This is a genomic window from Reichenbachiella sp., from assembly GCF_039941815.1.
Lineage (GTDB): Bacteria > Bacteroidota > Bacteroidia > Cytophagales > Cyclobacteriaceae > Reichenbachiella.
This window is the reverse complement of sequence record NZ_JBDVDW010000061.1, coordinates 399,223-412,109: the sequence shown is the minus strand read 5'-3', so window position 1 is coordinate 412,109 and position 12,887 is coordinate 399,223. Positions and strand designations below refer to the sequence as shown.

At 38.6% G+C, this 12,887-nt stretch carries 14 protein-coding genes; 6 read left to right on the top strand and 8 right to left on the bottom strand.

The window, feature by feature from the left end; genetic code table 11:
- Nucleotides 1–1,180 (top strand): RHS repeat-associated core domain-containing protein (locus ABJF11_RS15815; RefSeq protein WP_348120993.1); only part of this gene is annotated, 1,180 nt, incomplete at its 5' end.
- Complete coding sequence (locus tag ABJF11_RS15810; RefSeq protein ID WP_348120992.1) at nt 1,167–2,237, top strand: hypothetical protein; 1,071 nt, start codon at nt 1,167–1,169, stop codon at nt 2,235–2,237. The genes ABJF11_RS15815 and ABJF11_RS15810, both read left to right, overlap by 14 nt.
- Nucleotides 2,238–2,239: 2 nt before the next feature.
- Here the strand turns inward: ABJF11_RS15810 and ABJF11_RS15805 are convergent, their stop codons facing one another.
- Nucleotides 2,240–2,572, bottom strand: a complete 333-nt coding sequence (locus ABJF11_RS15805; protein ID WP_348120990.1) for a hypothetical protein — start codon at nt 2,570–2,572, stop codon at nt 2,240–2,242.
- Nucleotides 2,573–2,848: 276 nt separating this feature from the next.
- Between ABJF11_RS15805 and ABJF11_RS15800 the strand changes: the two genes are divergently transcribed.
- The 4 genes from ABJF11_RS15800 to ABJF11_RS15785 all read left to right on the top strand — a co-directional run bounded on the left by ABJF11_RS15800 (nt 2,849) and on the right by ABJF11_RS15785 (nt 5,180).
- Nucleotides 2,849–3,463, top strand: coding sequence for a hypothetical protein (locus ABJF11_RS15800; protein ID WP_348120989.1), 615 nt, complete (start codon nt 2,849–2,851; stop codon nt 3,461–3,463).
- Between the two features lie 162 nt (nt 3,464–3,625).
- Nucleotides 3,626–4,072, top strand: coding sequence for a hypothetical protein (locus ABJF11_RS15795; protein ID WP_348120987.1), 447 nt, complete (start codon nt 3,626–3,628; stop codon nt 4,070–4,072).
- Nucleotides 4,073–4,432: 360 nt separating this feature from the next.
- Nucleotides 4,433–4,672 (top strand): hypothetical protein, encoded by a 240-nt coding sequence (locus ABJF11_RS15790; RefSeq protein ID WP_348120985.1) that lies wholly within the window; start codon nt 4,433–4,435, stop codon nt 4,670–4,672.
- A 313-nt stretch (nt 4,673–4,985) separates the two neighbouring features.
- On the top strand, nt 4,986–5,180 hold the full coding sequence (locus ABJF11_RS15785) for a hypothetical protein (RefSeq protein WP_348120983.1): 195 nt from the start codon (nt 4,986–4,988) through the stop codon (nt 5,178–5,180).
- A 169-nt stretch (nt 5,181–5,349) separates the two neighbouring features.
- Here ABJF11_RS15785 and ABJF11_RS15780 read toward each other — a convergent pair whose 3' ends face one another.
- The 7 genes from ABJF11_RS15780 to dnaG form a co-directional block, all read right to left on the bottom strand.
- On the bottom strand, nt 5,350–6,777 hold the full coding sequence (locus tag ABJF11_RS15780) for a hypothetical protein (protein WP_348120982.1): 1,428 nt from the start codon (nt 6,775–6,777) through the stop codon (nt 5,350–5,352).
- Nucleotides 6,778–6,825: 48 nt separating this feature from the next.
- Complete coding sequence (locus ABJF11_RS15775) at nt 6,826–7,650, bottom strand: hypothetical protein (protein ID WP_348120981.1); 825 nt, start codon at nt 7,648–7,650, stop codon at nt 6,826–6,828.
- On the bottom strand, nt 7,637–8,251 hold the full coding sequence (locus ABJF11_RS15770; RefSeq protein ID WP_348120980.1) for an RNA polymerase sigma factor: 615 nt from the start codon (nt 8,249–8,251) through the stop codon (nt 7,637–7,639). The genes ABJF11_RS15775 and ABJF11_RS15770 overlap by 14 nt, the downstream gene beginning before the upstream one ends.
- A gap of 206 nt (nt 8,252–8,457) precedes the next feature.
- Nucleotides 8,458–8,964: a hypothetical protein gene (locus ABJF11_RS15765; RefSeq protein ID WP_348120978.1), complete on the bottom strand. Its 507-nt coding sequence runs from the start codon at nt 8,962–8,964 to the stop codon at nt 8,458–8,460.
- Nucleotides 8,965–9,096: 132 nt separating this feature from the next.
- Nucleotides 9,097–9,711 carry a hypothetical protein gene (locus ABJF11_RS15760; protein ID WP_348120976.1) on the bottom strand — a complete coding sequence of 205 codons (615 nt, stop codon included), beginning with the start codon at nt 9,709–9,711 and terminating at the stop codon, nt 9,097–9,099.
- Nucleotides 9,704–10,909 (bottom strand): bifunctional 3,4-dihydroxy-2-butanone-4-phosphate synthase/GTP cyclohydrolase II, encoded by a 1,206-nt coding sequence (locus ABJF11_RS15755; protein WP_348120975.1) that lies wholly within the window; start codon nt 10,907–10,909, stop codon nt 9,704–9,706. Before ABJF11_RS15755 ends, ABJF11_RS15760 begins: the two co-directional genes overlap by 8 nt.
- An 11-nt stretch (nt 10,910–10,920) precedes the next feature.
- Complete coding sequence (gene dnaG / locus ABJF11_RS15750; protein WP_348120974.1) at nt 10,921–12,840, bottom strand: DNA primase; 1,920 nt, start codon at nt 12,838–12,840, stop codon at nt 10,921–10,923.
- Between the last annotated feature and the right edge of the window lie 47 nt (nt 12,841–12,887).

Sequence of the window (12,887 nt, the reverse complement as noted above, 5' to 3'; positions counted from 1 at the left end):
TGACAACTATGAAGAGATCCAGTCTGGCTATCACGAGATCAGCTCAAGTGCGTCCTTTAGCCATGAGCGATTGTTTTTGGATGATCTCACTTTTGATCAAGCATGCTATTTGTATATTTACACCAGCATGCAAAGTGATGTCACCAGCCCAGTCTACTTTGATGATTTCAAAGTCACCCATACTCACAGCCCTATTGTGAGCAAGGATGATTATTATCCTTTTGGCTTGACGTTTAGCGGGTATAACAGACCTGCGAGTACAGCTCAGAACTTTAAGTATAATGGGAAGGAGGAGATTAGTGATCTTGGTGTCAATTGGCATGATTATGGTGCTAGAATGTATCAGTCTGATTTAGGTAGATGGTTTTCTATTGATCCTATGAGCGAATTGACAGTTGACAAAACCCCATATCATTATGTCGCCAATAATCCAGTATCTCATATTGACCCGAATGGAATGTATTCCTTGTCAATTAATGGTAAGAAAGTAAAGGGGAAGAAGAAGAAGGATGTTATAGCAGCTTTAGGATTACCTTCGAAGAAGAAAAAAAGTAGTGACAAAAAAACGGAAGATTCTGACCCTAGCGAACTTGTTGAGGATAGCGATAGTTACTCACACGGAGCTCTAATTCAAAATGAGTACGTTGCGTATAGAAAGAAGGAAGGAACTGGACTTGTAGATATGAGTGGAAACCCATCGCTATCAGTCCATAACAGAACAGGGCATATTTATAATGGTACAGATCTCAGGATTAGAAGAGCGCTCTATTCAAAGTTCCCTAATAATCCAATTACTGTGCAACTTATGATATTGGAGCAACAAGGTAATTATGTTCCATTAAGTGCAGATGGATATCTGAATGACTTCTATTCCAAGTACGGAGATGGTGCAGACCCGAATTTTAATCTTGGAGCACAATATATGCAGATGATGTTTGACGTTTCTTCAGGGGTTGGGGGAGCAAATGGAAAAGTTTCTGCTCGTGGATTTAGGCGTAGCGCTAACAGAGTAGGAAGAAGACTTAAGAGATCGACTGATGGCCCTGGTTCTAGTTCAAGGCATATTAGAAATAGATGGAATCGCTTCTTGAGGAATAATAAAGGTAAGTTTAAGGGCAGTAATTGGATGAAGCAAGCTCGTAGATCATATTATAATTGGAGATTGAATGGAGGTAAGTAAAATCAGAAATTTTAAGCTATTCATCTGCGCAATTGTGATTTTGCTAGTATGCGGATGTTCAGAGCGAAAAACACAAGCTGAGTCTACTCAAGAAAAAGACAATATTTTTCAATTGATAAGTGACCCAACTAATCTGAATCAAATTGATAGGTACTTGGATTGGAATTATATCTCGAAAATAGTTAAACCTAGTAGTGATAAGGAAATGGCAGCTTTCGAGAAGATAAAGGATGGATTTTCTTATGGAAAGCTAGGATTGAGTTCATTGCCAGAAGATGTTTTGTATGGAAAAACAAGGTCCTATTCAAAAGGGGATTTTGTTCACGTGGTTTATGAAATATTTACAGGTAATGAAATTCAGTTTATTGACTTTCAATTGGATTCAGTAAATAACAAAATAGTTGATTTATTTGCTTATGAAATAGGCGAATCGTTCATCAATCTTGTTAGAAATCATGTCAAAACAGAAGATGATAATTTCGATAAATTGTTTATTCTATCTTCTGAAGCTCTTAAAAATGGAGATATAGAAAAAGCATGGGATTATTTTTTAATGATTCCTGATGATTTGCACAATGATTATCCTTATCGCCCCTTGAAGATGTCAATCGCAGAGTATGATCCAGTGTTGTATGATGAATTGGTGAGTCAATGGCAAGATGATGCGTTTGATTTTCGCTATTTGGATTATTTGAACTACAAGAAAGCATTATTAAACGATGAGGCCGAATCACTCCTGTTTTATACGGATAAATTAAAGGAGACAATAGGAAAAAGTGCAACTTTACTTGCGTTTGAAGGCTATGGTCTATGGTTAAAAGGAAACTCTTCCGAAGCTTTTGATAAATATGAAGATGTAATCAAAATAGCTCCTAATCATATGTTGGGTTATTCCAGTAAGCTGGATTTATTACTATTGGAGGGCTCAGAAAAGGAAGCAATTCAGCTAATCAAGTCTATCAATAATAAGTTTCATTTGTCAAATGAAGATTGGAATGAAATATTGATTGATCATTCTGATTTCTTAATAGAGAATTCTGAAATATTCGGTAATTAAAGTTATCTGTGAGAGAACGTTCCAGTAATTTGATTTTGTGAAGGAAATCTGATTGACACTTTGATTATAATACTGTCTCCTACGACAAGTGAAGATAATCTCTTGTTTGTATAGTAATAATCCTGAAAGACTCTGCTATTAAAGGTATATTGATATTCAATCTTGTGAGTAACACCTCTACCATGAGGTACAATATTATTTTGAATCACATATGCAGTTACCTTTTGTGTTTCACCCATGAAGAGTGGAGAGAAGTTGAAAGCATCTCTTATGTAAATGATTAGAACTGTGGTTATTAATAGTATGCCAAAAATGCCAATTATTCTAGTTCTCATAAGTGCCAAAGCTATTGACATCTGATTCATTTTCAAAAGCCTGATCTTGTGGTTGGGCTTTGGTGGTTAATAGGGCTATTGAAATTTAATAATATTCGATAATTATGATTGCTTCGTTTTTTAGGGACTTTTATGGGATAGCGGGGAAAATTACTTGGGGAACGGAAGGAACTTCAATATTTTACGGCGGAAATGTCGGTGTAGGTATCGGGGGTGGAGTTGGTATAAGTGCAGAAACTTGGCATGGGAATGTTATCAAAATTGATTGATCAAGATATGAAAAAAAAGCTCCAATTTTCTCAAGTGATTAATATTATTGGTTGGACCAATCTTTTTAGTATTTTAATTATTAATGAATCAATCTCTCCATTAATATTTGATTTTTCAATAAAGTTCAGTGGTGCTATAATTACCGTTTCATTGTTTTTTATAATAAAATTCTCTCATTCCTTTTCGAAATCAATAATGGATGACAATGAGGTTTTATCGAGTACATTTGCCCCATTTTTTAGATTTGTTATGCCCAACTTCATGATTTCGTTCATTTTAAGTCTGTTAATCGTTGGGGCCATTGTTCAGACAGAGTTGATTCGTGTTTCGGTTGTAATGATGATCATAACAATATTTCCACTTATCGCACTGTTGCGTAGCAAGCATGTAACAATCAGTGAAAATACGGTGAAGATATTTGACTACACCGCTAAGGATAATAATATAGTAGAAAAAAGTCAATTGGTGAAAGTAAGGAAGGTGCTACCATTCTTACTTTATAAGATTGTGTATTTGAATAATGAAGGCAAAAGAAAGTCAGACTTTTTTATGCCGAAAGGAGTTTTTTTTAGTTTTGGTAAACCAAGTTCAATTAAAAAGATTGAAAACTATTTGTCATGAGCAGGCTCCCCGACTGGCGCAGGTTTTAACCGGGGCGCGTAGCCCTGTGCATTAGAGAAATTAATGATGAGAAATCCCAATTGCTTCTGTGGACTAGGCGTCTACCGAGAGATTTCAAAAGTATACCTATGAAAGGGTAATTAGAAATATACTATATAAGTAATGAAAGCAATAAGTAAAAATCTACTGATCATGGCCATTATTCTTGTTCTATCATCTTTTCTTTCATTAGATAATGAAGAGTTAATTCAAGGCAGCTGGTACTATTTTGACGAAGAAAATAATTATGTTGAAATGCATATTGAAAATGGAAAGTTCACATATGGATACGAATCTATTATTCAATCTTCAATTTTAAAATCTTATTTAATTTCTAATGATTCATTATATCTGAATAGCATTAATGGATATGAATTTGGATTTCTAATATTGAATTGTACTGAAGATTTGCTAATCATGAGTGACTTAGAAAACAAAGAAATCAAAATGAGAAAAATTTGTTTGGGATATGATTATTATGGATTCTATGACGAACTAACTGTACCAGAATTAGAGGGTATTTTTGAAAGTAGGAAAAGAATTTTTAAAACTTTGTATAAAAGGAACTGACAGCCCGAACTGGCCTCCTATAGCGCGCGTTTAGCCTCTTCGGTGTAACGCGTTTGATGATCATGAATGGATTTACAATATGAAATGGAAGACTTATAAACCACCAGTTGTTTCAACATCAAATTCATATCAAATGAATCTAAATAAAGCAAAATGAAGCAATTATTTGTAATTATTTTAACTATTAGTTTGTTCTCCTGCAACCAATCCTCGGAAGGCTGTGTAAAAATAGAATACAATGGTGACGGAAAATTGGACAAACAGGTTTACATAATAAGATCAGAAAAATCAAATTGTTCTGAATATGGATTTTTAACAGAATACCCAGAGCATTAAGTAACTGAGATTGTTGTTTCTGGCATGGAATATCATAAAGTCGCAGAAATAACTTTAGATAGATATGTATCTCTTAAGGATAAGAAATTTAAAGGTACCAGTGGTTATTTGACAGTTGTTTTGGATGATGTAAACAGTTCTGATCAAGGATATTATGAATTTTCGCATCCTATTTTTTTGAATTTCATTGAAGAGTTGAATAGTGTAACAACGAATGAACTTTCAATGATTCAAGTTAGCCAAAGGGATTTTTATCCACGTTAGTCACTAATTAAGTGATGATACCCCCCAATAGCTCACGTTTAGCCGCTTCAGCGCAACGCGTGCGATGCTTCTTTGAGAGCGAAATTCCTATCTTGCGAGTATGTCAGAGAAATACAAATTTCGAGAGCCCGAGGGAATATATTTTGTGACTAGTACGGTTGTGTTTTGGAGTGATTTATTTACTAGAAAAGAATTCAGGCACCTTGTTGTTGAGAGGGATGGTGCCAATAGAATAAGTCACACATTACGCCGAAGAGGCTAACGCCCACCTACAGCGATCGGCCTGAGGGTCTTACCAGGAGATACCATCAATATGGAAGTGTATGCCTACTACGAAGACGGTACTGGCTACAGCAGTCAAGTGACACTCAGTAGTTTTATCTCTGCTTTGGCTTCTACCTTTGGCGGAGCCAGTGGAGCAGGAGGAGAGTCAGATGCGATCTTCGATGGATTCGACGATGCTCTGACTGCAGGCGCAGGTTGCTTATATCGCACGAAACAAAACTGAATTAAAGAAGGATTATGTTTACGATGAGAAAACAAATCACTTTACTCTTCAAAAAGACCCAGTGGACGACAATAGTAAACAAGTAAAAGATATGTTTGTGCTCTAGCCAAAAAAAGGGACGCTTGCTTAAGGCGTCCCCAGACTATACTTGAAATAATTATCTTTCGTGCTAGCGCAGGTTGTTGACTTTTATTTGGTCAAGCGCAGCCGATTGGCTTAATCGACCTGACTCATAGTCTATAAGCGTTTGATTCTTGACAAGCACATTTATTTCTTTGGGAATATCACAGCTATTGCATTCGCTAAATCGAATTTGAAATAGTATAGCGTCGTCCGATTCCAAGCTCTTGATAGTTTTTCCGTAGTCCAGGATATTTCCTTTCAGTTCACTCAAGAATTGCGGATAGATCTGTTCCACTTTTCTGTCACGCTCTGATCGACTCAGCTGAGTATACTTTTGTGTGGCTATTCTATAAATGTCCCTGCCCATGGAAGTTGAGGTATTCAATCTCATTTTATAAATGACTCCGAAATTTTTAATTCTTTCGTAAGAAACGGGTGTGGAAGTATAGTAAGTAGTCGCAAGATCTGTTTTGTACAATCGCTGGAAGATACTGGTAAACAATTCTAAGTCAGCCGCTTTTTTCTCAGTTGCTTTGCTCTCCACGAAGTTGATACTGTTTTCAAATGCATCTCTGGATATTCTGCCTGATTTGAAATCTGACATACTCTTTTTGCTTGCCGCACCGCTAAATTTTCCGCTTCCATCTGATGAGGATACAAAGTGTATTTGACCATAAGACTGCGACCCTCCTTTAGTCACGAGCATGACTTGCTCATCTTGTTTTAGCTGACCTATGAGATCGGCATAGTCCGAGAGAAAAGTTGTCATCACAGTTCTATACATGGGTTTTAAATCTTCGAAGTCCTTTTCAATTCTTCTTTTTTCATAGTCATAGCCTCGTTCGTCGCTATAGTTGTCATCATCCGAGTTGCTATACGAATATCTATAGGTATACTCATCATCATTTTGAACAGCGCTTGCAATGACTCTTGCCTCCCTAACTCCATTTTCACGGCGTTCTTGCTCGCGCTCAAACCTTTCCATCTCTCTTTCTCTCTCGCGTTCAATTTTTTCTATCTCTCTTTCTCTTTCACGCTCCAGTCGTTCCATTTCCCTTTCCAGTTCGCGTTCCTTTTCTTCGAGTGCTCGCTTATGTTCGTGAGCAATCCTTTCGTTTTCCCGAGCTACTATTTCTGCTCTGCGTTCGATCTCTTCAGCTTGTCTGGAAAGCATTTCTGATTGCATTTCAAGTTCTACCATTTCGTCAAGATCAATACTAAAGGCCTCATCGTCACCACTGAAAACGAAATTATAAGAATGATCGAAGCTAGGTGAGTAAAATCTCCCTGCAGTACTGATGTCGATCATGACCCCGAACCCAGGAATATAGGTTGCTCTTGGATTGGCAGCATAGAATCGACCATCATCAGATTCATTTTTTATTAATGAAGAAACTATGTCTTGCGCTATTTTCAAGTCACGATCCATTCGCTCCTGATCTATATCCTGTGCCCACCCGAGTGAGGTTGACATCAAAATAACCATTGCAATTATTAATCTATTAATCCTCATACTGCTTAATTATTTACTTTGAGTTTTGACCATGTCATACAGACTGGCTAGCAACTGATCTTGTTCAAGCTGCTTCACATCCTGATTATTCTGAATTTTGTAAAGACTCGTCTCAATCAATTTCAAATCATAATTCCTCTGATTTTGATAAAATTCATTGAAGTCAGCCATTACTGTTTTGACATATTTCTTTTGTTTTTCAGAAGAGACAGTAAAGAAATTTTGAATTATATCCTTGTTCTCGTCATTGAGTTGAGCCACATATTGTTGCATCAGCTGACCTGTACCGGTTGCATGCTTTTTCATCATTGTGGTCATGAGTCCAATATTCTTTTGATCCTGGCTTTCCATCTCTTGAGTCAGCTGCGTGCGTACAGCAGCTATTTTATCGTCGGTCGTGGACTGATAATTATTCATGACCTCAGTCATCCAGGATTTCACATTCTCCTTGTTCATTTCTGCATCGGGCAGGGGAGTTTGTTCACCAAATCCAATCTGCATACCATTTGAATTATTTGTGAAATTGAAATTGAGCAGTGCTGCCGATACTAACAATAGGGTTAATCCTGCGGCTATAGAAGCTACCCACTGGAAAGCATTTGATTGGAAGAATGAAATAGAATTATTTCTATGATCAAAAACATACGTGGGAGCGATCATCTCCTTATCTTCTAGCTTTCCCAGCAATTCTCGAGTGCCTTGAAGTCCAGACATTTCTGTTAGTAATTCAGGATTGTCCTTCAATATTTTCTCCACTGCCTTTAGTTCTTCATCGGGCAATTCACCATACAAATAGTCGATGATTTTTGCCTCATCAATTTTATTTTCCATCATGGTATGATTCGTTAAATGCTCTACTTTTTTCTAATATTTTTTTCAAATGGCTCAATCCGTAATACAACCTGGATTTCACCGTGTTTTCTGAGACGCTTAATACTTCAGCAATTTCTCTGAATTTTAACCCCTCGTATTCTTTCATTATCAACACCGCTTTTTGCTCTTCACCTAATTCGTTGATAGCGGACGTCACAATGTCGCTCATTTCGGATTTCACATAGTCCGATTCGGGACTCAGTGTATGCTCTTGCTTATACTTGACTTCACTCACTTCATCGGAGGAAACAAACATCTTGGACAGCCGTCCAAACTTCCGATCTTCCTCACGACATTGATTCAACGCAATTACATATATCCAGGACTTAAACTTCTCGAGTTCCTTGAGTTGTCCTAAATGGTCAAATACTTTGATAAAGGTTTTTTGAGTGGCTTCGATGGCTAAATCATGGTCATTGAAATACTTCAATGAGAAGTTGTAAATCCTCTTGTGCCAGAGACTCACCAATTTATTAAATGCTCCCTTGTCTCCAAGTTTGGCACGCTCAATGATGTTCTCTGAATGATTCATCGCGATGTCTAGCAAGGTCGCCGTACTCATAATTACTTTATCGGTTATATTCGAGTTTCGGTATTATGATGAAGGTGGTGCCAGAATAGTTTTAATTATTTGTAAAAAGATACCTATTTCTGATTAAAATAATTCAAATCGGCAATAAAGTAGCATTTGAGTGTTTTTTGTAATGTGTGGTCAAAAAAAAGGAGCGCACTTTTTATGCCCTCCTTCAACATTTTTTTATAGAAGTATCATTCTTCGAAAGGTTGATCAAACTGCTCCCATGTGATCACCGTACATGTGGCCTGACTTTGATCACTTGAAATGATTAACTCGTCGTCATTGAGTCCTCTGAGATCAAATTCAATGCTACTAATTATAATCGCATCCTTATCTGAGTCTGCCCACTGCCAGCTGCCTACTCTGATTGGAGTAGCATCCATGTCCAATTTATAATAGTATTCTCCAGCCGGATAAAACCCATAGTAATAGCCGTCTGTGACTTCCTGATCTTCATTATCTCCACACTCACCGCTCAGGTCGACTTTGCTTACTTTTTGTTTCCACCATTTTTGTCCTACAGCCTGAGTTCTACCTGATGAACTGGCAGAGCCAGATAGCGCGGCGTCCCTCAGCTCCAATTCGACAATTTCACTACTTGGAACATCGGCGTATGGATCATTGTTGTCGTCATCGCTTCCACAGCTGATCATCAGTAGGCTAAGCGACACAAGGGTTATTAGATTCTTAAGTTTCATAATTTGTAAATTAAAGGCATAAATAAATTATGAAATAAAGCTAGCGGATATAGATTTTTATCAATAGGATAAGGCTAAAAAATTTTCCTAATTACCTATTTTCAGGTACTTACGTGTTGTCTGATAATAAGATTAGAGAGAATTATAGAATGCGGTGATCCTCACAATGTCACGCATCTCGTCGGTTTTAAGCTTGTTGGACTTGACATACTCTTTCACCTTAGCAGAGTTCTTATCCAATATTTCAAACAGATGGTTTTTCTTCCCGTTGTACATGACCATTTTGCCTTCTGTATCTACAAAATAATAGGTGAATGACAGTCTTTCACTAGTAGCTGACGGGCCATTGAAGTAGGCCTGGCTGTATGGATCTGTTGTAATCACTATTTTTTCCCTGACCAGAAGAGAGATTTTCCCTTCATAAAGCACCTCAAATAGAATAGGCACTTTGTAGTTAGACTCCACCTGATAGGGGATGGCATAAAACTGTCTATAGGCTTTTAAGATGCTGTCATAGATTTCGAAATAAAGAATTTTTTTGCTACTGTAAGTATTGACTCGTTCCTTTTCAACAATAATCTGGACCGCGTTGGACTCCATGTCATACTTCAAATCGCCTCTGACTGTGTCTTGACTATCTGTGACTAGCCAGCCCTTGTGAAAGGTCCGAGACGAAAATTCCTGTGCCCAACTTGGTAGCGCCAGCCCGGCGCAGACGATCAATACTATCAGTTTTTTATTAGCCATTCCTTAATATACTATGACCCATCTTATCTCTTTTGGTTTCAAGATATTTTTTATTGTGGATGTTAGGGTCGACTTCAATCGGGATGTTTTCCACAATTTCCAGGCCATAACCCATCAATCCCACTCTTTTGGTCGGATTATTAGTAATTAATTTGATTTTTTTAACGCCCAGGTCGTGTAGAATTTGAGCGCCAACGCCATAATCTCTGTGGTCACCTTGAAACCCAAGTTTCTCATTGGCTTCGACTGTATCCAGGCCTTCTTCCTGAAGTTTATAGGCTTTGAGTTTGTTTAACAATCCGATGCCTCTGCCTTCCTGATTCATATACACGATCACTCCTTTACCTTCTTTTTCTACCATCTTCATGGCGTTGTGCAACTGCTCACCACAGTCGCATCTACAAGATCCAAAGATATCTCCAGTCAGGCAAGACGAGTGAACCCGAACCATCACCGGTTCATCTTTATTCCATTCTCCTTTCACCAATGCTAGATGGTGCTCACCGGAGCTGATTTGCTTGAATGCCGTGAGTTTAAAATTGCCCCATTCGGTAGGCATGTCAACTTTGATTTCTTTCTCAATCAAAGATTCTTTCTCCATTCTATAGGCGATTAAGTCTTTGATGGAAATGAGTTTTAACCCAAATCTTTCTGCTACGACTTTCAACTCAGGCAATCTCGCCATAGTGCCGTCCTCATTCATGATTTCCACCAATACGCCAGCCGGATACATGCCAGCCAATCTGGCTAAGTCTATAGCCGCCTCTGTATGGCCTGCACGCCTGAGTACGCCACCTTTTTTTGCTTTCAGCGGAAAAATATGACCAGGTCTACCCAGTTCTTCGGGTTTGATATTAGGATCAACCAGCGCCTTGATGGTTTTGGACCTATCGCTTGCAGAGATTCCTGTAGTGCAGCCGTAGCCAATCAGGTCAACTGATACGGTGAATGGAGTTTCATGCGTTGCTGTGTTTTTACCCACCATGAGCTCGAGGTCAAGTTCATCGCATCTCTCTTCGATCAGTGGTGTACATATCAGCCCTCTACCGTGCGTTGCCATAAAGTTGACAATCTCAGGTGTAATGCTTTCTGCTGCACAGATAAAGTCACCTTCGTTCTCTCTGTCCTCATCGTCTACAACGATGATTACCTCTCCATTTTTTATTGCCTCGATGGCTTCTGATATACTGTCTAGCATGTTTTGTGGGTTTACTTTGCGGTTACATTTCCAAGGATTTTTGCGATGGTCATTTCCATGCTTTTTAGATCACCTTGGACGCTCAAAAATTTGTTTACTTGTTCTTCTTCTTGTGCCGATTTTATTTTTTCAACATTATCGACAATCATCTTTTGGATGATACGAAATTTTAATCTTAATATATTGGTGTAGGTAGAATTTTTTAGAGTGTCTGATTCGTGTGCCACTTTTATTTGGAATTTCTCAGCCCAATTGCTGCTGATTTCATATCGTTCAGTGGATAAATCGACAGCGGCTTGTTTTATTTCATGGTCTTGATGATCGAGAAAGTGTTTGATCGTTGATACAAGGCCCTGTTCGAGATTAGATCTAAAAATATTGAGAATTCGATTATAAACCGGAGTATCAAAACTGATGTCCTCAGATTCTGTCATAAAGTAATTCGCCAATTGCATTTCGACTCCATCCAGTCCTTCTATTACTTCAGAACCATAGTTAATCAGCATTCTGATACTCTCACGCTCCTGGACTTTGATGATTTCGTTTGGGTCTGTAGTTTGTTCGACTACTTCCTGTGCCAAGACTTCAGGAGGTATTTCCGGTAGCGGGGCTTCCCATTTTTCCTGACTGTTTTTGAGCAGTAGTTTATTAGTCTCACTGATCAGTGTGCCTTCATCCACATGAAGCAGTCTACTACACTCCTGAATGTAGACAGTTCTTTGGATTGGATCAGGAATCAATGATATGCTTTGAACTATTTCTCTTATGCTTTCCGCTCGTTTGATTGGGTCGTCGCCACCATCTTTAAGAAAGACACCAGTTTTGAAAGCGATAAAATCCTGAGCATTCTCGTCTAAGTATTCTTTGAAGGCGGCGCCGCCAAGCAGCTTGGAGTAGCTATCCGGGTCTTCGCCTTCAGGAAATGGAACCGCTTTCACGTTAAGCCCACCTGTCAGCATCATATCAATGCCTCTCATCGACGCCTTGATCCCAGCCTTATCTCCATCAAAAAGCACCGTCACATTTTTGGTATAGCGCTGAATGAGTTTTATTTGATCTTCAGTCAGGGAAGTACCAGAGGAGGCCACTACATTAGTGATTCCAGCCTGACTTAGTGATACTACATCGGTGTAGCCTTCTACCAGATAGCAGTTTTCCTGATTTCTTATTTCGTTTTTGGCCTGGAAGATGCCGTAGAGAATTTTACTTTTGGTATAAAGATCCGTCTCCGGGCTATTGATGTATTTAGGACCTTTTTCGTTGCTTTTAAGGGTTCTGGCACCGAAAGCGATGACCTTGCCTGTGATATTATGAATAGGAAAAATCACCCGACCGCGAAATCGATCATAGGCCTTTTCATCTTTCACTACCTTGAGACCGGTTTGTTCTAGATACTCATCCTTGTGACCTGCTGCACTGGCAGCGTCTATCAGGCCTTGCCACTGATCCAACGCATATCCGAGGTCAAATCTTTTGATCGTTTCTTCGCTGAATCCACGCTCCTTGAAGTAGGAGAGGCCTATGCTCTTTCCTTCATCCGTTTGCCAGAGATTATTGACAAAATGATCCTTGGCAAAGTTTAGCGTGATAAATAAGCTTTCCCTCAAGCTTTGTTCTGCCAGATAGTTGGGGTCGGCTTCGTCTTCTTCTATAGTAATGGCATATTTCTGTGCCAGATACTTTAGCGCTTCGATATAGCTCAGCCCATCTACTTCCATCAGAAAGGATATGGCATCCCCACCTTTTCCTGTGCTAAAGCACTTAAATATTCCCTTTGATGGAGAAACCATAAATGAGGGCGTCTTCTCATTGGTAAAGGGGCTTAGTGCCTTATAACTGGAACCTGACTTTTTTAAGGCAACGAAATCACTCACCACCTCATAGATATCCATCCTGCTTTTGATTTCTTCTATGGTCTGATTCTGGATCAAGTAACTTTAATGGTTAATTCATGTTGCCCGTATGGGAGTGCAAATCT

Coding starts and splice junctions, on each gene's coding strand:
- ABJF11_RS15785 (WP_348120983.1), top strand. CDS start 4,986: ATGGAAGTGTATGCCTACTACGAAGACGGTACTGGCTACAGCAGTCAA.
- ABJF11_RS15770 (WP_348120980.1), bottom strand. CDS start 8,251: ATGAGTACGGCGACCTTGCTAGACATCGCGATGAATCATTCAGAGAAC.
- ABJF11_RS15805 (WP_348120990.1), bottom strand. CDS start 2,572: ATGAGAACTAGAATAATTGGCATTTTTGGCATACTATTAATAACCACA.
- ABJF11_RS15780 (WP_348120982.1), bottom strand. CDS start 6,777: ATGTCAACCTCACTCGGGTGGGCACAGGATATAGATCAGGAGCGAATG.
- ABJF11_RS15765 (WP_348120978.1), bottom strand. CDS start 8,964: ATGAAACTTAAGAATCTAATAACCCTTGTGTCGCTTAGCCTACTGATG.
- ABJF11_RS15800 (WP_348120989.1), top strand. CDS start 2,849: ATGAAAAAAAAGCTCCAATTTTCTCAAGTGATTAATATTATTGGTTGG.
- ABJF11_RS15790 (WP_348120985.1), top strand. CDS start 4,433: ATGGAATATCATAAAGTCGCAGAAATAACTTTAGATAGATATGTATCT.
- ABJF11_RS15795 (WP_348120987.1), top strand. CDS start 3,626: ATGAAAGCAATAAGTAAAAATCTACTGATCATGGCCATTATTCTTGTT.
- ABJF11_RS15760 (WP_348120976.1), bottom strand. CDS start 9,711: ATGGCTAATAAAAAACTGATAGTATTGATCGTCTGCGCCGGGCTGGCG.
- ABJF11_RS15775 (WP_348120981.1), bottom strand. CDS start 7,650: ATGATGGAAAATAAAATTGATGAGGCAAAAATCATCGACTATTTGTAT.
- ABJF11_RS15810 (WP_348120992.1), top strand. CDS start 1,167: ATGGAGGTAAGTAAAATCAGAAATTTTAAGCTATTCATCTGCGCAATT.
- ABJF11_RS15755 (WP_348120975.1), bottom strand. CDS start 10,909: ATGCTAGACAGTATATCAGAAGCCATCGAGGCAATAAAAAATGGAGAG.